The 20,184-nt window shown below is 67.2% G+C and carries 17 protein-coding genes; 14 read left to right on the top strand and 3 right to left on the bottom strand.

Annotated elements, in window-relative coordinates; all coding sequences use genetic code 11:
* Positions 1–80 precede the first annotated feature (80 nt).
* Positions 81–1,160, top strand: a complete 1,080-nt coding sequence (locus tag KTC28_RS10825; RefSeq protein ID WP_216711703.1) for an IS630 family transposase — start codon at positions 81–83, stop codon at positions 1,158–1,160.
* On the opposite strand, the gene KTC28_RS10820 is transcribed toward KTC28_RS10825, so the two are convergent.
* Together KTC28_RS10820 and KTC28_RS10815 are read right to left on the bottom strand one after the other, a co-directional pair.
* On the bottom strand, positions 1,149–3,425 hold the full coding sequence (locus KTC28_RS10820) for an AAA family ATPase (RefSeq protein ID WP_223132239.1): 2,277 nt from the start codon (positions 3,423–3,425) through the stop codon (positions 1,149–1,151). The two genes, KTC28_RS10825 and KTC28_RS10820, sit on opposite strands and share 12 nt — an antisense overlap.
* A gap of 1 nt (position 3,426) precedes the next feature.
* Entirely contained in the window at positions 3,427–4,578 is a 1,152-nt protein-coding gene (locus KTC28_RS10815; protein WP_216711346.1) for an exonuclease SbcCD subunit D, read from the bottom strand.
* A gap of 69 nt (positions 4,579–4,647) precedes the next feature.
* On the opposite strand from KTC28_RS10815, the gene KTC28_RS10810 reads away from it, so the two are divergent.
* The 4 genes from KTC28_RS10810 (at position 4,648) to KTC28_RS10795 (ending at position 7,547) form a co-directional block, all read left to right on the top strand.
* Positions 4,648–5,457, top strand: coding sequence for a helix-turn-helix transcriptional regulator (locus KTC28_RS10810; RefSeq protein ID WP_216711345.1), 810 nt, complete (start codon positions 4,648–4,650; stop codon positions 5,455–5,457).
* A gap of 44 nt (positions 5,458–5,501) precedes the next feature.
* Positions 5,502–5,699, top strand: a complete 198-nt coding sequence (locus KTC28_RS22800; protein WP_255601929.1) for a helicase-related protein — start codon at positions 5,502–5,504, stop codon at positions 5,697–5,699.
* Between the two features lie 314 nt (positions 5,700–6,013).
* On the top strand, positions 6,014–6,610 hold the full coding sequence (locus KTC28_RS10800; RefSeq protein WP_216711344.1) for a hypothetical protein: 597 nt from the start codon (positions 6,014–6,016) through the stop codon (positions 6,608–6,610).
* Complete coding sequence (locus tag KTC28_RS10795) at positions 6,600–7,547, top strand: nucleotidyl transferase AbiEii/AbiGii toxin family protein (protein ID WP_216711343.1); 948 nt, start codon at positions 6,600–6,602, stop codon at positions 7,545–7,547. The genes KTC28_RS10800 and KTC28_RS10795 overlap by 11 nt, the downstream gene beginning before the upstream one ends.
* Positions 7,548–8,063: 516 nt before the next feature.
* Here the strand turns inward: KTC28_RS10795 and KTC28_RS10790 are convergent.
* Entirely contained in the window at positions 8,064–8,966 is a 903-nt protein-coding gene (locus KTC28_RS10790) for a LysR family transcriptional regulator (protein WP_255601928.1), read from the bottom strand.
* Positions 8,967–9,171: 205 nt separating this feature from the next.
* Here KTC28_RS10790 and KTC28_RS10785 point away from each other — a divergent pair, with 205 nt between their 5' ends.
* The 9 genes from KTC28_RS10785 to KTC28_RS10745 are packed head-to-tail and all read left to right on the top strand — an operon-like array spanning position 9,172 to position 20,177.
* Entirely contained in the window at positions 9,172–10,374 is a 1,203-nt protein-coding gene (locus KTC28_RS10785; RefSeq protein WP_255601927.1) for an aromatic ring-hydroxylating oxygenase subunit alpha, read from the top strand.
* Entirely contained in the window at positions 10,371–11,612 is a 1,242-nt protein-coding gene (locus tag KTC28_RS10780) for a cystathionine gamma-synthase family protein (protein ID WP_216711341.1), read from the top strand. Before KTC28_RS10785 ends, KTC28_RS10780 begins: the two co-directional genes overlap by 4 nt.
* A complete protein-coding gene (locus KTC28_RS10775) occupies positions 11,609–12,988 on the top strand; it encodes an FAD-dependent oxidoreductase (RefSeq protein ID WP_216711340.1) in 1,380 nt (459 codons plus the stop codon). The genes KTC28_RS10780 and KTC28_RS10775 overlap by 4 nt, the downstream gene beginning before the upstream one ends.
* The gene (locus KTC28_RS10770; protein ID WP_216711339.1) at positions 12,981–14,123 is read left to right on the top strand and encodes an NAD(P)/FAD-dependent oxidoreductase; all 1,143 of its coding nucleotides are present in this window, start codon (positions 12,981–12,983) and stop codon (positions 14,121–14,123) included. The genes KTC28_RS10775 and KTC28_RS10770 overlap by 8 nt, the downstream gene beginning before the upstream one ends.
* The gene (locus tag KTC28_RS10765; protein WP_216711338.1) at positions 14,120–15,376 is read left to right on the top strand and encodes a sarcosine oxidase subunit beta family protein; all 1,257 of its coding nucleotides are present in this window, start codon (positions 14,120–14,122) and stop codon (positions 15,374–15,376) included. Before KTC28_RS10770 ends, KTC28_RS10765 begins: the two co-directional genes overlap by 4 nt.
* The gene (locus KTC28_RS10760) at positions 15,376–15,627 is read left to right on the top strand and encodes a sarcosine oxidase subunit delta (protein ID WP_216711337.1); all 252 of its coding nucleotides are present in this window, start codon (positions 15,376–15,378) and stop codon (positions 15,625–15,627) included. Before KTC28_RS10765 ends, KTC28_RS10760 begins: the two co-directional genes overlap by 1 nt.
* Complete coding sequence (locus KTC28_RS10755; RefSeq protein ID WP_216711336.1) at positions 15,624–18,389, top strand: 2Fe-2S iron-sulfur cluster-binding protein; 2,766 nt, start codon at positions 15,624–15,626, stop codon at positions 18,387–18,389. Before KTC28_RS10760 ends, KTC28_RS10755 begins: the two co-directional genes overlap by 4 nt.
* On the top strand, positions 18,382–18,819 hold the full coding sequence (locus KTC28_RS10750; protein WP_216711335.1) for an aminomethyltransferase family protein: 438 nt from the start codon (positions 18,382–18,384) through the stop codon (positions 18,817–18,819). The genes KTC28_RS10755 and KTC28_RS10750 overlap by 8 nt, the downstream gene beginning before the upstream one ends.
* Positions 18,816–20,177, top strand: a complete 1,362-nt coding sequence (locus tag KTC28_RS10745) for a spinster family MFS transporter (protein WP_216711334.1) — start codon at positions 18,816–18,818, stop codon at positions 20,175–20,177. Before KTC28_RS10750 ends, KTC28_RS10745 begins: the two co-directional genes overlap by 4 nt.
* Positions 20,178–20,184: the final 7 nt, after the last annotated feature.

The raw sequence follows: 20,184 nt of genomic DNA, 5'->3' as shown, positions 1-20,184 counted from the left end.
TGTCGAGGCTAGTGGATTGAACGAGACGGACGAGTCCTGTTGGGGATTCCCGGCGCCGGTCGGACGTGCGACGTTGTTGGATGCGCACTGGTATCAGGATCGAGGTCACGGCCTCAGACAGGGCTCGGCTTGAAGCGATTGTCTCGGCGCGGGGTTCGCCGCAGAAGCATGTCTGGCGTGCACGGATCATTCTGCTCACGGATCAAGGGCTGGGAACGCTCGCGATCATGGCGGCGGCCGGCAAGTCGAAGACCTGCGTGTGGCGCTGGCAGGAACGCTTCATGGCCCAAGGTGTCGATGGTTTGCTGCGCGACAAGACCCGCCCGCCGGGCATCGCTCCGCTCGAGGCGGGGCTCGTCGACAGGATCGTGGCCCTGACCCTTGAACGCCCCGACCATGAAGCGACGCACTGGACGGTCCGTGCGATGGCCAAGGCGGTCGGCATCGCTGCGTCCTCGGTTGTGAAGATCTGGCACGACCATGGCCTGGCACCGCACCGCTGGCGGAGCTTCAAGCTGTCCAACGACAAGGCGTTTGCCGAGAAGCTGCACGACGTGGTCGGCCTCTATGTCTCGCCGCCGGCACACGCGATCGTGCTGTCGGTGGACGAGAAGAGCCAGATCCAGGCGCTCGACCGTACCCAGCCGGGGCTGCCGCTCAAGCGCGGCCGCGGTGCGACCATGACCCACGACTACAAGCGCAACGGGACGACGACCTTGTTCGCGGCGCTGAACGTGCTCGACGGCTCGGTGATCGGGCGCAACATGCAGCGCCATCGGCACCAGGAGTTCATCCGCTTCCTGAACGCCGTCGAGGCCGAGTTGCCCGCCGACAAGGCCGTCCACGTCATCCTCGACAATTACGCCACACACAAACAGCCCAAGGTCCGCGCCTGGCTCGGCCGGCATCCGCGCTGGACGTTCCACTTCGTGCCGACGTCGTGTTCGTGGCTCAACGCCGTAGAGGGCTTCTTTGCCAAGCTGACCCGCCGGCGCCTGAAGAATGGCGTCTTCTGCTCCGTCGTCGACCTCCAGGCCGCCATCAACCGCTTCATCAAGGAGCACAATCAGGAACCGCGTCCCTTCGTCTGGCGCGCCGATCCAAACGAAATCATCGCCGCCGTCAGACGCGGGCACCAAACGTTAGAATCAGTCCACTAGGGTCTCGATGTTGGGGATATCTGTCTTGGCCGCCGCATAAGCAGCGTCGCTCAGCCTTGCTGTCGTCTTTGCTGTCACGAACGAAGCAAACTGCGCGTCACGCACCGCGGTCAACTCCTTCACCCGACCCTCGGCGTGGTCTAGACCCGAGAGTGCGGCCTGGGCGGCCTCGCTGGCGCGCCGCTCGTTCTCGACCGCCAGTTGGTGCGCTTCGTTCAACTGGTCCCGGTGTTTGATCGCCGCTTGGACGCGAAGGCCGACCGTCGCAGCGTCGCGCAAATCTTCGGGCACATCCGCGAGGGACGCCGCGAGGGCGGCCGCGGCCGACGTCGCGGCCTTGTCAGCTGCAACGTGCTGATCGCGAGCAGCGGCATGCGCTGAGGTTGTCGAGGCCAGATGCAGTTTGGCGGTATCGACGGCGGCCTGGACCGTGGCCATGTCCGGGCTCGCCTGCAGCGCTTCGAGCTGTTCATCTGCGGCGACGATGTCTGCCGTGATCGCGGCGACATCCCGCTCCGGCGCCTTCAACAGCGTCAAGGTGGAAACGACCTGGGTCCATTCGCCGTCAGCCCTCGCCGCGACCTGTGCGGCCTGCCGTTCGTCTGCGTCGGCGGCTTCTCGCGCGCTGCGGGCTTGGCGCCACGCGGGATCAAGGCCGAGCCCCTCGCCGACCCCACCGGACGGCCGAGGGTGCTCCGTGGCTCCGCAGACCGGACATGGCGCCCCATCCTCGAGTTTTGCTGCCAGGTGCGCGGCCTGCGCCGAAGCCAGCGCCTCTTCGGCATTAAATTCGGCCACCCTGCAGGCCGCGAGGACGCCCGTCAGTCGTTCATGGTCGGCCAAAGCGGCCGACCTCGCGGCGGCGAACTTGTCGACGGCGCCGGTGGCGTTCGCGAACTGAGCGGCCTTTTCCCGCGCCTGTCTCAAGAGCTGCAGAGCTCCTTCAACTTGCGAGAGCCGCAGAACAGTCTGCTGAACGCTGGTGAGCTCCGCGTTTGCCGCGGCGTTGCCCTGCTCGGCGACATCATGGTCGTGGACCGCCAGTTCCAGTGCGGCCTTCGCCTCAAGAGCGGCTTGCGACGAGCTGCGCGCCGCCTCACGAAGCGGTTCGGCGCCCACCACACGCTTCTGCACACCCTCGAGCTGGGTCACCGCCGCGATGGCGGCGTTCCGTTCGGGTTGACGTGCGGCGGAGGCCTGCAGGCTTGCCATCGCCTCTGACAGCAGGCGCGCCGCCTCACTCGCCTGGTCTGCTGCGAGAGTCCGGACTGTCACGCCGGCAGTTAGATCATTCTCGGCCTCATTGGCCCGCTCATCGGCGGCGACACAGGCGACAGCGCGCTCAGCGGCCGCTTTGCGCCGGCTAAGGACATCAATCTCCGGCGTTTGGGCGAGGACTGTATTGAGGCCGTCCTGCGCGACGTCGTGTTCTGTGAACCGATTCTGGATCTGCTGAGCCGCCTGCAGCGTTTCGCGGGCCTCATCCCGGACCCGGCGCGCAGCGTCGCGGCCAGCCGTCTGGACACCGACATCGGCCGTCAGGGATTCGATCAGGGCCACCAGCGCATCGATGTCAGACACGGCATGGGCCTGCAGGTGGCCATTGATCGCCGACCTGCCTGTCTCAACTTGATCGCGCAGGTCAGCGGCTTCGGCCTTCAGACGTTCAACAAAACGCTGGTAAAGGGAGACGTCGAACAGCCCGCGCAGCACAGCGGAGCGCTGATCGCTGGACGCCGTCAACAGCTGGCGGAACTGCCCCTGGGGCAGCAGCACCACCTGGCGAAACTGGGCGGCGCTGTAGTTCAAGATCGATCGCATGCGATCGGCCACGACCTCGACCTTGCGTTCCTCCATCACGACGCCGGGGTTGTCGGCGTCGACGTCATCGACCTCAATGTCGGTGGCGTCGTAGAGCGCGGCCCAGTGTTGGCGCTCGACAAGGGCATCGCCCCGTTTGCCGCGGACCGTCTGACGTGGCCGCCGCACGACATGATATCGCTTCGCCCCGACCTCGAAGATCAGGCTCACGTCGGTCTCAATATCGGGCGTGGAATGGTGTGAACGCAGGTCGTCGCCTTGCCGCTCCTGTCCTGACGACTCTCCGAAGAGGGCGAAACAAATGCCATCGAGGATCGAGGTCTTTCCCGCTCCTGTTGGCCCGTAGATGCCGAATAAGCGAGCGCCCAAGACCGGCCGGAAATCGACGGTTTGCGTGTCGGGGAAAGGTCCAAAAGCCGTCAGGCTCATTTTGATTGGGCGCATGTCAGACCTCCTCGCTCTGGAGGTCGGTCAGGGCCTCGTCGATCATGCCCGTCTCGACGTCGTCAGGCCCCCTCCCGCGTACCGCATCGAGAAAGTCGGCCACGAGCTTCACCGGGTCTTGCCGATCAACCGCCGCTTCGCCGGCGCCAGGGCCGAGAGCGGCGAGCCGGTTCAGGCGTTCCAGCTGCAGCACATGGGGATAGACCGCGCGCAACTGACCGATGGCATCGATGAGTGCGCCCTCGTCGGTCAGCACCGCCTTGATCAGAGCACCCGCCCCAAGCGCGTCAGGCGCTCGCCCGGCCGCGACCAAGTCCGCCAACTTTCCGGTCACGACCCGCAGCGGACGCGGGCTGACCAGCGGAAGCTCGGTCACTCTAGCCACGCCGGCGGCGTCCAGCTCCACCAGGCTCAGGGTCTTTAGCTCGTCAGCCTCATCGAATCCGAAGCCCATCCAGGAACCGCAGTATCGAATGTGAGCGGCGCCAGCCTCTTGTGCGCGATGCAGATGACCTAGAGCGACGTAAGCCGCGCCATCGAACATCGCTGACGGGACCGTCTCGATGCCGCCCACCTGAGCCAAGGGCCGCTCGGTTTCGGTGATCCGCCCCCCTTCCACAAAGGCGTGGGCCGTCACCACCCATCGCGCGCCTGGCGGAACATGCAGGCGGGCCTGCGCCAGTTGCGCTGAGAGGGCGTGGGCGCAACTGGCGATGCCGACATCGTCGAACGCCTCCCTCGCCGCGAAAATCTCGCAGTACGGCAGCGCCGAGAAAGCCACCTGCCCGTGCTCATCGCTCAAGACCAAGGCGTGGGGACGGTCTCGCAAAGGACCCCGGATCAACACGCGCCGCGGGTCCTGCAGCGCCGAGTTGAAGCTGACGCGGTCGGGGGCGTCGTGATTGCCCGCGATCGCTACGATCGCCGCCCCGGTCTCGGCGTAAACGCGGGCGAGGAAATCGTTGAACAGCTGAACCGCTTCTTTGCGCGGCACCGCCCGGTCGAAGAGGTCGCCGGCTATGATCAGCACGTTGACGCGGTGTTCGACGATTGCTGCAAAGACCTGGTCGAGGAGCTGGGCCTGGTCGTCGAGGAGGCTCTCCTGCGCCAGCGTCCGGCCCAGATGCCAATCTGATGTGTGCAAAATCCGCATCTAAGCCCAACCTCCCGTCTATATAGTTTCTATATGGACTAGAGCTTGGCCGTCAACTAGAGACTCCGCATGTCGTCTCCCACGCCGCGATACGCGTATGAAGCCAGGCAGCGGTTTCTGGACGGACTTCTCTTTTGGGAAGGCCGGGTCAATCGCCGCGACCTGATCGACACATTCCGGGTGTCGCAGCCGCAAGCGGCTCTGGACCTCAAGGCCTACCTCGCCGCTCTGCCCCCAGGGCAGGTGATCTACGATACCCGCCAAAGACGATATGAGGCGGCGGCGACGTTTGAACCGCTGTTTGGTCTGCCCGCCCTCGAGTCCTGGCTGGAACGGTCACGGCAGGCGGGAGTGGCGGTTGAAGTGCTGCCGACCTTGGACCGGCCGCTCGATGTCGGCCTGATGGCACGGCTGTACCGGGCGATCCGGGATCGTAAGACAGTCCACGTCGCCTACCAGACCATGCGCCGCGCGACGGCGGAGGATCGCTCGATCACGCCTACAGCGTTCGTTTCAGACGGTCAGCGCTGGCATGTCCGAGCCTACTGCCACCTGCGCGAAGACTTCAGAGACTTCGTCCTCTCGCGGATAGGCATGGCGCCGAACCAAGCGCGGTCGGAGTCTGAAGCCGGCGATCTGCCGCTTGATACCGACTGGTGCTCCTGGGTCACCCTCACCCTGGCGCCGGCCGCTCACCTTGAGGAAAACCAAAAGCGTGCGGTGTGCTGGGACTACGGGATCAACGGCGAACTGTCGGTCACCGTCCGGCGAGCCCTCGAATTTTACGCGATGCGTCGCTGGGGCCTCGATCGGCCGGAAAGCCGCCTGAGCGTCGTCTGGCGAACGGAATCTGCTCCAAACCCGGAGGATCAAGCATGAGCTCGGCAACCGCCCAATCTGCCCTGGCGACCGACTGACCGCGGATGATGCTTAGCCGCGTCGATCCCAAGCGCAACATGTCCAGGTTCTGGTCGGCCTTCAAAGATGACCGCAGCATCCTGATCGCCACGGAGTCGGGCGCCGAAGGCATCAGCCTTCAGTTCTGCTCCCTGCTGATCAACTACGACCTGCCCTCGAAACCGCAGAGGGTCGAGCAGCGGATCGGTCGCTGCGATCGCTAAGGTCAGAAGATCGACGTCACCGTCGTCAATTTCATGAACCGGAAGAACTAGGCTGAGGAGCGCATCGTCCAGCTGGTCGATTGCAAGTTCCGGCTGTTCGAGGGCGTGTTCGACTCTTCGGACGAGGCGCTGGGTGTGATCGAGTCTGGCATGGAGATCGCCGATCCACACGACTGAATCATGCTGACCTTAGACCCGATATGGTCCGGCACGCCAAGACGGTCGCATCGCTCCACCCGTTCAAGGACGTCCGTTTTGCATGAAATCTTAATGACATTCCTTGCAAATGCTCTTCGGAGGCTTAAGTTGTCGCCATGAGCAAGTTCGACCAGTTCAAAACCAAGCTCCGCCCCGGGCAGACCTACCGCCGGGCGGATCTGGCGCAATGGTCGACGGCGGTTGATCGCCACCTCAAGGAGGCGGTGCAAGCCGGCGTGCTGACCAAGCTTTCCGGTGGCCTCTACTACGCGCCAAAACAGACGGTGTTCGGGAAGGCGCCGCCTGAGGATGACACCCTGGTGTCGACCTTCCTCAAGGGCGGCCCGTTCCTGCTGGCCTCGCCCAATGCGTACAATGGGCTTGGGGTCGGCACGACCCAGCTGCACAACAAGACCGTGGTCTATAACCACAAGCGCCACGGCAAATTCGCGCTCGGCGGCCGCACCTACGATTTTCGGATGAAGCCCGCCTTCCCGAAGAAGCTCTCGGCTGAGTTTCTGATGGTCGACCTGGTCAACAACCTCGATCAGCTCGGCGATAGCGCCGAAGCTGTGCTCGAGCGCGTCAAGGCGCGGCTGGCCGCCAGTGACCGGGCGCGCGTGAAAAAGGCCGCTCAGTCCTACGGCTCAGAGCGGGCCAAGAAGTTCTTCGCCCGCGCCCTGGCCGAGGTTGGAACCAAGGATGCCACGTGATTTCCTGCACAACCATCGTCAGTTTGCCGAGCTGATCCGGATCGTCGCCGAGGCGCAGGGCATCGCGCCCGCCTTGGTCGAGAAGGACTATTGGATCATGCAGAGCCTCTATGGCCTGCAGCAGCTGGGCCTGGCCTTCGAGCTGAAGGGCGGCACATCGCTCTCCAAGGGCTACGGACTGATCAGCCGTTTCTCGGAAGACATCGACATCCGCATCGAGCCGCCAGCAGATCCGCCGGTGATGATCGGCCGCAACCACGACAAGGCGGCTCACGTCCAAAGCCGCAAGGACTTCTATGATCGGCTTGCGCAGACCATCGTCATCGACGGCATCACCTCGGTTGAGCGCGACACGGCGTTTGATGACCTTCGCCAATATCGTAGCGCCGGCGTTCGCCTGACCTACGCCAGCATCAATGGATCGGTGGAAGGCCTGAAAGACGGGGTATTGCTGGAAGTCGGCTTCGACGATGTCGCGCCCAATGAGGCCCGCGATATCAGCTCGTGGGCCTATGACTTAGCCGCCAGCCAGGTTGAGGTCATCGACAACCGCGCCCTGGGCGTCGCCTGCTACCACCCAGGCTATACGCTGGTCGAAAAGCTGCAGGCGATCTCGACCAAGTTCCGCCAGCAGCAGGAGACCGGCGCGTTCCCTCCCAACTTCATGCGCCACTACTACGACGTCTATTCCTTGCTCCAGGATCCGACCGTGCGGGCGTTTGTCGGCACGCAAGGATATCTCGACCACAAGGCCAATCGTTTCCCGAAGCTCGACAATCCGGTCATCGCCGAGAACGAGGCCTTCGTACTCAGCGACCCAGCGACCCGGGCCACGCTGCAGAAGGCCTACATTGCCTCGAACGCGCTCTATTTTCGCGGCCAACCAGCCTTCGGCGAGATACTGGCCGAAATCGCGAAGTGGGCGCCCAAGCTTTAAGTCAGTAGCCTCCCGCCCCCGCCACCATCAGGCCGGGACCATCGCTTCGCCGAGGACCAAGGCCTTGAGCGACGCCATGGTCGCCAAACGGTCCGTCGCGACGTCGATACTGGCGATCGTCAGCCGCTCATCGGCGCCGGCGACATTGAGGCGGTGAATGGGTGAGCGGCAAGCCGCTGATCGTAAATCAGCTTAGCCAACCAGATAGCCGCTGCTAACGCGCATAGCTGCTGTCGGGAGCCTCGTGAACAAACGGCCGCTTACGCTGTCTCCGGGCCCGGAAGCGGCTCGGCCGTGATCCACCAATCAAGTCAGCTGAGCCACCTGAACAAACGTCCGCTTCCGGGCTGCATTGCGACAAACTTTAACGGCTGAAAATGGGCGCATAGCTGCCGTGCAGGTGGAGCCGAATAAGCAGCTGACCTTGCCGGATCGGCGCGCAAACACCGCGCCGTCGCTCCCCACCAGTTTTTACCGTTCTAAGAGCAGCACAATGGCCCCAAATGGCTAGCATGTCTAACTTCCGTGGCCTTCCTGTCGCGTAGCGAAACGCGCGATCAACCAGCTCCGGAAAAGCGCGATCGCCGGATCGGAAAGGTCTTCTGGACGCAGCTTCAAATAGTAGCCGAACCCATCCTCAATTACGGATGCATACGGCATCACAAGCCGCCCGTCTGCGATTTCGGCGGCAAACATGTCTATGTCGGCGAGTGCGATGCCGTCGCCCGCCATTGCTGAGCTGACCGCAAGCAAAGCGGTATCGAAGGCGAGACCTCGGTCGACGTCAAGCGCAATTCTGCACTGGCGTGCATAAATGCCCCAGAGGAGCCCGCGCGGCTCGTCGTCGAGCTTTACATGGAGTAAAGGGTTGTCGGCTAGGAAGACCGCAAGCGATTTGCCGTCGTTTCGCGCGGCAGTGGAGGAGGCGCAAACTGGGGCAACCCGGACCATCCAGAGGAAGTCGGTGACGCGGTCGTCGACGTGCGGCAGATCGAAGACTATCGCCATATCGGTTTCGGTCGTTGGCAGGCCAGTGACGTGCGAGCTAGAGATATCGATGCGGATATCGGGATGTTCGCCGTGGAACTCGCGGATAAGCGGCAGAGCGATCTGGTGGAGAAACGACGGCGGGATGTGGATGCGGATCGGACGACTATGCCGCGCATTACCCGAAATCGCGTTAATCGTCTTCTCAATCCGGTCGAAAGAGGCAATCACTTCTGGCAGAAGCATCTCGCCCGCCGCGGTCAGGACGAGTCGTGCCCCCGACCGATCAAACAATTTGCGACCGAGCAGTTCCTCAAGGCTTATGATGTGACGGCTGACTGCGCTCTGAGAGACGTTGAGAGACATAGCACCCGCAGTGAAGCTCAGCCGCTGACCGACTGCGTCAAACGCACGTAACGCGTTCAGCGGCAACCAGCGGCGACTGACTGGGATCGGTTTCGAAATACGATTCTCCGGACAATGGGTATGATACGTCACAAGAGACTGGGGGGCTTTGTGGCTCAACACAACAGCGACGCAGACCACGACTCCCGATTTCGGCATGTCGCCATGCGCAAATGCGATTTAGGCGCGTGCCAGATTTGTGCCAGTTCTGCGGCGTGCGAGGAGATCGACCTTGGAGATAAGTGCGATAACGCGGGCGCTCGACGCGCGGGTCCCCGGCCATTCGCTGCCGCAGGCGCTGTACATAGGCGACGAAGCCTACGCGTTCGACCTCGACGCAATATTCGCACGGTCGTGGCTGTTCGCTGGCTTTGAAGCCGAGGTACGTGGGCGCGGCGATTACGCCGCGCTGACCATCGGGCAATCGCCGATCCTGATTGTCCGCGGTCGCGACGGCGAATTGCGCGCGTTTCACAACAGCTGCCGCCACCGCGGGTCGCTGCTGTGCAAACCGGGAAACGGCAAGGTCGCGCGGCTGACATGTCCTTATCACCGCTGGACCTACGGACTCGACGGCGCTCTGATTGCCGCCGGGCGGATGGGCGAAGATTTTGACAAGTCGCTATATCCGCTCGCGTCGATCAGGCTAGAGACAGTAGCTGGTGCAATCTTCATCTGCCTCGCCGACGATCCACTGCCGTTCGATATTCTGCGGCGCGACCTCACGCCATTGCTCAAGCCTCACGGCTTAAATCGCGCAAAGGTCGCTTTCCAATCAACGCTGATCGAATATGCCAACTGGAAGCTGGTTATGGAGAATGCGCGGGAATGCTATCATTGCCCGACCGGCCATCCCGAACTGTCGCGGACTTTCCCTGTTGGGGCTTCGGCGCATTTCGACCTCGAAGGTGACATGACGGCGGTGTTCGAAGCGCGGATGGTCAGCCTCGACCTGCCGGTCGGCCCTGCAGAGGAGGATTGGTGGCAAGCCATCCGCTTTCCCCTTAACCCTGAGCAGAAATCGATGACGATTGACGGCCAACTCAGCGTCCGCAAACTGATGTGCGAGGCGGGGGCGGGCGACATTGGCTCGTTGCGCTGGGCGGTCGAGCCGAACAGCTTCTGCCATTCAACCGGCGACTATACCTTCGCCTTCAGCGCGATGCCGGTTGGGCCATCGGAAACACACGTAGTGTCAAAGTGGCTTGTCCACGAAGACGCGGTCGAGGGGGTCGATTACGAGGTGGCCGCGCTCGCGGACCTGTGGACGCGGACCAACCTGCAGGACAAGGAGCTCGCCGAGAATAATGAGGCGGGGGTGCGCTCGCCGGGCTACCGGCCCGGGCCGTATTCGACCGAGGCCGAGTCGCTGACGATCCGCTTCGTCGACTGGTATTGCGCGACGGCGCGGCGGTATCTGGCGGCGACGGCATGAGCGACGGGCGCAACTACCGTCCCGAGACGCTCGCGGTCCATGCCGGCTACGACCCCGCGACGGCGTCGAACAGCGCCAAGCCGCCGATCTACATGACGTCGACCTTCGCCTACGCCTCAGCGCAGGCGGCGAAGGACATTCACGAGGCCTATTTCGAGGGCACCGGCCCCGCAGTTGGCGGCCCCGGGCACATCTATTCGCGGCTCGGCCATCCCGGGCTCGACATGGTCGAGGCGCGGCTCGCGGCGTTGGACGGGGCCGAAGCTGCGGCGGTGTTCAACACCGGCATGGCGACGCACACCGCGATCGCCCTCACCTACCTCCGCCCCGGCGACAGCATCGTCCACAGCCGTCCGGTCTACGGCGGCACCGACGGACTGTACCATTTGCTGATGCCGCAGATGGGGGTGCAGCCGTTCGCCTTCACCGACGGCTGCGACGAGGCCAATATCCGCGCCGCGGTCGACGACGCGCGCGCCGCCGGGCCGCTCAAGCTGATCGTCATCGAGACCCCGGCGAACCCGACCGCGGCGCTTGTCGACATCGCGCTCGTCGTCCGGATCGCCGCCGAGCTCACCCCGCGCCCGCTGGTGGTGATCGACAACACGCTGCTCGGCCCGATCTTCCAGCGCCCGATCGCGCTCGGCGTCGACCTGTGCATGACCTCGCTGACCAAATATTGCGGCGGGCACAGCGACCTGCTCGCGGGCGGGGTGACGGGGTCGAAGGCGTTGATCGCACCGCTGCTCCTGCTGCGGACGACGCTCGGCAGCCAGCTCGATCCGTTCACCTCGTGGCTGCTGCTGCGGTCGATGGAGACGGTCGGGCTGCGCAGCGAACGCGCGATGACCAACGCCTGGGCGATCGCCGAATATCTCCGCGACCATCCCAAGGTATCGAGCGTGACCTACCTCGGCTTCACCGCGCCCGGATCGACGCAGCGCGCGGTGTACGACCGCCAGTGCACCGCGGCGGGGTCGACCTTCGCCTTCCGGGTGCATGGCGGCGAGGCGGCGGCGTTCCGCTTTCTCGACAAGCTGCGCCTGCTGCGCTTCGCGGTCAGCCTCGGCGGGTCGGAGACGTTGATCACCCACCCGGCGACGACGACGCATTATTCGGTGCCGCAGGCGTCGCGCGACAGCGTCGGGATCGACGGCTCGACGCTGCGCCTGTCGGTCGGGATCGAGCATGTCGACGACCTGATCGGCGACATCGCGCAGGCGCTCGACGCGGCATGACGGTCGACGCGTTCGATCTTACCGGCAAGATTGCGCCACCGGAAGCGCGCTACGATGTCGTCGTCGTCGGCGCGGGCAGCGCGGGCACGGCAGCCGCGATCGAGGCAGCACGCGACGGGCAATCGGTGCTGCTAGTCGACGAGAATCCAGTGCCACCAGGGATGATGGGGACCGACGTCCCGCTGTTCTACGGCGGGCGGATGACCGCTGCGGCGGCGAACCCGGCGCGGATGGTCGAGGCGATCTTCGCCGCCAACCCGCTGCTCGAAACCGCCTTCGATGCCGGGGTCGAGGTGCTGCTCGGCACCTGCGCGTGGGGGTTGTACCGCAACGGCGCGGCGATGCGGACGCTGCCGGGCGCAATGCTTGGCCTCGCCGACGGGGACCGCGCGTGGATGGTCGGTTACGGCAAACTGGTCCTTGCGACCGGCGCGCGCGACATCGTCCTCGGCTTCCCCGGCTGGGACCGGCCCGGGGTGATGGGCGCGCAGGCGTTCCACGCGTTGCTGACGCGGTACGCGGCGCTGGCGACCCGGCGCGTGCTGATCCTCGGCTCGGACCGGCTTGCGCTCGAGACCGCGTTGCTCGCGCGCAAGCACTTCATCGAGGTCGCGGGCATCGTCGAGGTCGGCGACACCGTTCGCGCCCCTGCGGACCTGCTGGCCCAGGTGATCGCGGCCGGGATCGCGCTCCATACCGGCACCGTCATCGCCCGCGCCGAGGGCGGCATCGACGGCGTCGAGCGCGCAGTCGTGCTCCGCGACGGCGTCGAGATCGTCGTCGACTGCGACACGATCTGCCTCGCGATCGGCACCGAACCCGCGACCGAGCTGCTCGACGCGAGCGGCCCCGCCGACGCCGCGATCCGCCTCGTCGGCGACTGCGCCGGTCCCGGCCCCGACCGCCCCGCGATCGCCGCATGGTCGCGCGCGATCGGCGCGATCGCCCCGCCCGAAACGATCGTCTGCCAGTGCGAGGAGGTCAGCCGCGCCGATCTGCTCGGAGTCCAGCCGCCGCGCTACCTCGATCGCCCGGCGGCGCTCGCGGCGCGGAGCCTCGTGACGCTCGGCGGCGACGGCCCGGTCGACCCCGACCAGATCAAGCGGCTGACCCGCGCCGGGATGGGCGCATGCCAGGGGCGCCGCTGCCGGACACAGGTCGCGTGCCTGCTCGGCGAGGCGAGCGGCACGCCGGTTGCGCCCGCCACCTATCGCGCGCCGGTCCGCCCGATCCCGCTGAAACTGCTCGCCGACTGGAGTGAAACCGACGCGATGGCGGCGGGCTGGGACGTCTGGTTCGGCATCCCGACGCAATGGACGCCGTATGCGAAGATCGGCACCGACGACGAGGCGGTCGGCGGCAACATGCATGTCTGACGGCGGCGCCCTCCCCGCCAGCGCCACCGTCGTCGTCGTCGGCGCGGGCGTCACCGGGCTCAGCGCGGCGTGGTGGCTGGCGCGATCGGGGATCGACGTCGTCGTCATCGACAAGGGCATCGTCGGCTGGGAGGCATCTGGGCGCAACGGCGGCGGCGCCTCGCATTACCAGAGCCCGTTGTTCGCCGAGGAGCAGCGGCTGTGGCCGCAGATGGACGAACTGCTCGGCTATCCCACCGAATACCAGCGCGAGCGGATCATCATCCAGCGCGACGCGGCCTTGCTCGACCATTATCGCGCGGTCGGGCGGATGTGCAGCGCGATGGGCTACCGCGTCGACGATCTCGACTCCGCGCAGGCACAGGCGATGGTGCCGCTGACCGACGCGACGTGCCTCGGCGGCATCCACCTCCGCTTCGGCGGCCATGCCAACCCGCAGCGGACGGTCCAGGCCTATGCGTGGGCCCTCCAGGACCTCGGCGGGCGGATCGTTCAGAATTGTGCCGCGACCGGGTTCGCGACCGCAGGCGGGCGCGTGACAGGGTTAGAAACCGTGCGTGGGACCATCGCCTGCGATGCGGTCGTCGTCGCCGCCGGGCCGCAGGCAGCGGCGTTGCTCGCGCCGATCGGCATCGATTTTCCCGTCACCGCCGCACGCGCCGAGATGATCGTCACCGAGCCAGCGCCGCTGATGCCGATTGGCGGGGTCGACGGCAATGGGCTGTACGGACGCCAGACGCTGCGCGGCAACCTCGCCTTCGGCGGGGGCCCGCACGAGTGGATCGCGACGACCGCCAGCGGCCCCGAAGCGCGCCCGGCGTCGCCGCTGATCCGCAGCCTCGCGCGCCGCGTCGCCGAGATGTTCCCGCGGGCGGCGCATCTCAACGTCATCCGGTCGTGGGCGGGGATCGTCGAGAACACCCCCGACGGCCGCCCGATCCTCGACCGCATCGGCAACGTCACCGTCGCGACGATGTCGGGGGTCGGCTTCGGCCTGTCGCCCGCGAGCGGCCATGCGATTCGTGACCTCGTCATCGACGGGCAATGCTCGTTCGCCGACATCGCCAAGCTCGGGCTGGCGCGGTTTACGGACCTCGAGCCTGACTGGCGCGAAAAGCGTGGCTGGGCGGCATGAGCCGCTATTCGGCCTTGGCCCTGCTCCGCGGCGCGCTCACCGGGCAGAAGCACTGGGACCGCGCGTGGCGCGACCCCGAGCCGAAGGCGTCGTACGACGTCATCGTCATCGGCGGCGGCGGCCACGGCCTGTCCACCGCGTACTACCTCGCCAAGGTCCATGGCATCCGCAACGTCGCCGTGCTCGAAAAGGGCTGGATCGGCGGCGGCAACACCGGGCGCAACACGACGATCGTCCGCTCGAACTACCGCCAGCCCGCGCTCCACAACTTCTTCGATTTCGCGCTCGGGCTGTGGGAGGGGATGAGCGACGAGCTCAATTTCAACGTCATGTTCTCACCCCGCGGGGCGATGTTCCTCGGCCATTCCGACAGCGACATGACGAGCCTCGCCCAGCGCGGCGACGCGCTCCGCTGCGCAGGGATCGACGCCGAACTGCTGACCCGCGCGCAGGTCCAAAAGCTCGTGCCATTGCTCGACATGTCGCCCGCGGCGCGTTTCCCGATTTACGGCGGGATGATCCAGCGGCGCGGCGGCACCGCGCGCCACGACGCGGTTGCATGGGGTTATGCCCGCGCCGCCGACGCGCTCGGGGTCGACGTCATCCAGAACTGCGAGGTCACCGGCCTGACGATCGCGGGCGGGCGCGTCGCCGGGGTCGAGACGACGCGCGGGGCCATCGGTGCCGGGCGCGTCGGCATCTGCGTCGCGGGCAACAGCGGTCCGGTCGCGGCGCTCGCCGGAATCAAGCTGCCGATCGAGGCGCAGACCCTCCAGGCGTTCGTCACCGAGCCGGTCAAGCCGATGATCGACACGGTGATCATGTCGCAGTCGCTCCATTGCTACATCAGCCAGTCGGACAAGGGCGGGATCGTTCTCGGCGGCGACCCCGACCAGTTTCCGAGTTATGCCCAGCGCGGCCTGCCGAACCGGCTCGAGAAAGCCGCAGCGGAGGCGATCGCACTCGTCCCGGCGCTGTCGCGGCTGCGGATGGTGCGGTGCTGGTCGGGGACGACCGACATGAGCTTCGACGGCTCGCCGATCATCTCGACGCTGCCGGTCGACGGCCTCTATCTCAACGGCGGCTGGTGCTACGGCGGCTTCAAGGCGACGCCGGGATCGGGCTTCGCCTATGCCCAGTTGCTCGCGACGGGGGCGCCGCACCCGCTCGCCGCACCGTTCGGCCTCGACCGCTTCGCGCGGGGCGCGACGGTCGACGAGGCCGGAGTCGGCCCGATGCCGCAGCTCCGCTGATGCTGTCGATCGATTGCCCTCATTGCGGACCGCGGGCGCAGAGCGAGTTCGCCTACGACCGCACCCTCGACGCGATCGTCCCGCTGGCGATGCCGCCGGCCGAGGCGATGCGCGCGCTCTACACCCGCGCCAACCCGCGCGGCTGGTCGGACGAGCTGTGGCACCACCGTTTCGGCTGCCGGGCGTGGCTCGTCGTGCGGCGGCATACGGTTACCCACGCGATCGAGTCCGTAATCGGATACGCGCCGTGAGCGGCCCGGCGCGGATCCCCGGCGGCGCGAGGGCGACGATCGCATTCACCTTCGACGGCGTGGCGATGCGCGCGCGGCCGGGCGATACGCTCGCGGCGGCGCTGCTGGCCAACGGCGTCGGGCTGGTCGCGCGGAGCTTCAAATACCACCGGCCGCGCGGGGTGATGACCGCCGGGGTCGAGGAGCCGAACGCGCTCGTCACGATCGGCACCGGCGGGCGCACCGAGCCGAACACGCGCAGCACCGATGTCTTCGTCTACGACGGCCTCGTCGCACGCAGCCAGAACCGCTGGCCGAGCCTGAAGGTCGATGCGGGCGCGGTCCTTGGCCTCGCCGCGCCGGTTTTCGCGGCGGGTTTCTACTACAAGACCTTCTTCGGGCCGCCGAAGCGGTGGATGCGCTACGAGCACTTCATCCGTCGCGCCGCCGGGCTCGGCCCTGCGCCGGTCGCTGCCGACCCCGATCCTTACGAACACCGCGCCGCGTTCTGCGACGCCCTCGTCGTCGGAAGCGGACCCACCGGGCTGGCAGCAGCGAAAGCGGCAGCGGCGGCGGGCGACCGGGTGCTGCTCGTCGAACAGGACGCCGATCTCGGCGGCACGCTGCTGAGCGACGGCGGCGACGTCGCTTCGATCGAAGTCGCTCGCGCCGCGATCGCCGCCGCCGGGGGGCGCATCCTGACGCGGACGACGGCGTCGGGGCTCTGGGACCACGGCTTCGTCACGCTGAGCGAGCGCGTCGCTGAGCCGGGCCAGCCGGGCGCGCTTGCACAACGCCTGTGGCAGGTGCGGGCGAAGCGGATCGTCCTCGCCACCGGCGCGATCGAGCGGCCGCTGACCTTCGCCGGCAATGACCGCCCCGGGGTGATGCTCGCGCGGGCGGTGCGGACGTACATCGCGCGGTTCGGCGTGCTGCCGGGGAAGCGCGTGGTCATCGCGACGAACAACGACGACGCTTACCGCACCGCCGATGCGGTCGCGGCAGCGGGCGGCGAGGTCGTCGCGATCCTCGATTCGCGGGCGGAGTTGAGCGCCGTTGCAACCGTAGCGAAGACGCGCTTCCCGGTCTTCACCAATGCTGTCCCCGTATCTACGCAAGCCCGCGCCACCGGGTTGACCGCAGTCGAAGCGGATATCTGGACCGAGCGGTTCACTTACGCCGCCGACTGCCTCGCCGTCTCGGGCGGGTTCACCCCCGTCGTCCACCTCCACAGCCAGGGCGGGGGCAAGCTCGACTGGCGCGCCGACATCCAGGCGTATGTCCCGGGCGCGACGCTGCAGGACATCGTCACCGTCGGCAGCGCGGCGGGCGAGGTTGAGGCGATCTCCCCCGATACCGTCGCGCTCGCGCACCCCAAATCGAGCTTCATCGACTTCCAGAACGACGTCACCGCCGCCGACGTCGATCTCGCCTATGCCGAGGGATATCGCTCGGTCGAGCATCTCAAGCGCTACACGACACTCGGCATGGGCACCGACCAAGGCAAGACGAGCAACATGGCGGCGCTCGGGCGGCTGGCGGGCGCGGCTGGGGTGAGCATCCCGGCGGCGGGGCTGACGACCTTCCGCCCGCCGTACACGCCGCTGACGCTCGGCGCGCTGGCGGGGCCCGACGGCGGCGGGCATGCGGCGCCGTCGCGGCGGCTGGCGCTCGGCGATTGCCACGACGCGCTCGCGCCGATCTGGCAGCCGCTCGGCCTGTGGCATCGCCCGCGCGCGTATTCGCAGGGGGGTGAAAGCCTCCACGCGGCGGCGCTGCGCGAGGCGCGCGCGGTTCGCACCGCCGCCGGGATCATCGACGTCTCGACGCTGGCGAAGTTCATCGTCAGCGGTCCCGACGCGGCGGCATTGCTCGAAATCGTCTGCGCGACCAGGGTGGCAAAGCTCGCGGTGGGGCGCGGACGCTACACCGTCATGCTGCGCGAAGACGGCATGGTGATGGACGACGGCACCGTCTGGCGGCTCGGCGAGACGCGCTACCTGCTGACGAGTTCGACCGGTGGAGCCGACCGGATGGAGGCGCACCTCGGTTATGCCCGGCATGTCGTCGCCTCGAATCTGCGCGTGTCGGTCGTCGCGGTGCAGGAGGCGTTCGCCGGGATCGCCCTCGCCGGACCGGACGCGGCGGCGATCCTCGAACGCCTGACCGGGGCCGCCGCGCCCGCGCACATGGGGGTCGCCGACGCAATGGTTGCGGGCGTGCCGGTGCTGATCCTCGCTGCGAGCTATAGCGGCGAGCGCGCGTTCGAACTCTATCCCGTGGGTGACGCCGCTGTCCCGGTATGGGATGCGCTGATCGCGGCGGGCGCGATGCCGTACGGGATCGAGGCCCTCGAATTCCTCCGCATCGAGAAGGGGCACATCGTCGGCGGCGGCGAGGTCGACGGGCGGACGACGCCGCACGATTTGCGGCTCGAACGGATGCTGCAGAAGGGCGGCGGCTTCGTCGGCGCATCGGCGCTCGACCGTCCCGCGCTCGCCGCCTCCGACCGGCTCCAGCTCGTCGGGCTGACCTCGCCGCAGCCGATCCCCGAGGGCGCGATGCTCGTCGCGGCAGGCGGCGCGCCGGTCGAGGGCCACGTCACCGCGGGCGGGCTGCGCGTGCTCGGCGAGGGCGGCGTCGCGCTGGCGCTGCTGCGTGGCGGGCGGGCGCGGAACGGCGACACGCTGCTCGCGACGTCGCCGACGCGCGGGCTCGAAGCGCGGGTGACGGTGACCGATCCGGTCTTCTACGACCCCGAGGGAGCGCGCTACCGTGGCTGATGTCGCGCTCACCTTCGCGCCCGCTGGCGATGTCGTCGCGGTCGACCTGTGGAGCGATGCCGCCCCCGATTTCGGCGGCGCGCGCGCGGTCAGGGTCGAGCCGCGGCGCTGGTGGCTGATCGATGCGGGCGACACGAGCGCGCTCGCGGACGCGTTGCGCGACGACGGCAGTCTCGTCGCGCTCGGCGGCGGACTGGTCCGCGCGACGTTGACCGGGCCGGGCTGGCGCGCGCTGCTGATGGTCGGCGGGGTGTTCGACGCCGAGGATCCGCGCTTCGGCCCCGGCGACTGCGCCGCGACGGTGATCCGCCACGTCCCGGTGTGGATCGCGCCCGTCGCCGCCGATTGCGCGGAGGTGTACTTCGCCGCAAGCTATGCCGGGGGGCTGGTCAACTTATGGTCCGCAGCGATTTCGAGGGGACTGGCATGACCGCAAGCATCGCTGACGCTGCGCTGGCATCGCCCACGCTCGAACCCGCGAGTGCCGTCGCCGCTCCCGCCGCGCTCGAGCGCGCGCGCTGGTACGTCGTCGTCGTCTGCGGTCTGGTCTATGCGCTCAACATCGCCGACCGCTACGTCGTCTCGACCGTCCTCGAGCCGATCCGCATCGAGTTCCACCTCAGCGACACCGGCGTCGGCTGGCTGACCGGCGTGAGCCTCGCGCTGTTCTACATCACCGTCGGCATCCCGATCTCGCGCCTCGCCGACCGCTCGAACCGGCGCAACATCGTCGCCGCAGCGATGGTCATGTGGTCGGCGATGACCGCGCTTCTCGGGCTGACCCAGAATTTCTGGCAGTTCCTCGTCGCGCGCATCGGCGTCGGCGTCGGCGAGGCGGGCGGCACCCCGCCGTCGACCTCGATCATCGCCGACTATTTCCCGCGCGAGCGCCGCGCCTTCGCGCTGACGATCTACGCGCTCGGGCTGCCGCTCGGCGCGTGGCTCGGCTCGACCGTCGCCGGACAGATCGTCGACCATTATCACAGCTGGCGCGCGGCGTTCATCGCGCTCGGCATCCCCGGCGTGATCTTCGGCGTCCTGATCTTCCTCACCGTCCGCGAGCCGCAGCGCGGGCGCTTCGAGAGCGTCGAGCCGTCGAGCGAACCGCAGGCGCCGCTGCGCGACACGCTTCTGTTCATGTGGCGCAGCCGCGCGGTGTGGCACATCAATGCGGCGGGCACGATCATCTGCCTGTGGGGCTGGGGGCTGATGTACTGGACGCAGACCTTCCTCCAGCGCGCTTACGGCCTGTCGACCGCCGACGCCGGGGCGCGGCTCGGCATGATCTATCTGTGGGCGGGGGTCGGCGCGACGCTCGGCACCTGCGCGGTTCTCGCGCTGCCGGCGATGCGCCCGCCGCGCCGGATCGCGTATTTCCTCGGGGGCATCGTCCTCGCGTCGACGGTGCCGTCGTTCGTCATCTACTGGACGCATTCGCTTACCGTAGCGACCGCGATGCTGTGGCTCGTCGTCCCCGCGATCTACCTCTACGTCGGGCCGCAGATGGCGTTGCTGCTCAACTTCCTGCCGCCGAAGATGCGCGCGCAGGGGATGGCGATCAGCCTGTTGTGCGCCAACGTCGCCAATTTGATCGTCGCGCCGCTCGCGGTCGGCATGATCAGCGACGGGCTCGCGGTGCGGCTCGGGAGCAATGCCGAATCGCTGCGTTATGCGCTGCTGGCGCTGTCGCTGACCGGCTTCTGGGCGGCGTATCATTACTGGACGAGCGTCCGCACCTTCGAGCGCGACGACGCGCGGATGCTCGCGGCGGCGGTGGCGACGGCGTGAGCGCAGG

Source organism: Polymorphobacter megasporae (assembly GCF_018982885.2).
Taxonomy (GTDB): domain Bacteria; phylum Pseudomonadota; class Alphaproteobacteria; order Sphingomonadales; family Sphingomonadaceae; genus Polymorphobacter_B; species Polymorphobacter_B megasporae.
Note: the sequence above shows the minus strand (reverse complement) of the source record. Positions and strands in the feature narration are given on the sequence as shown.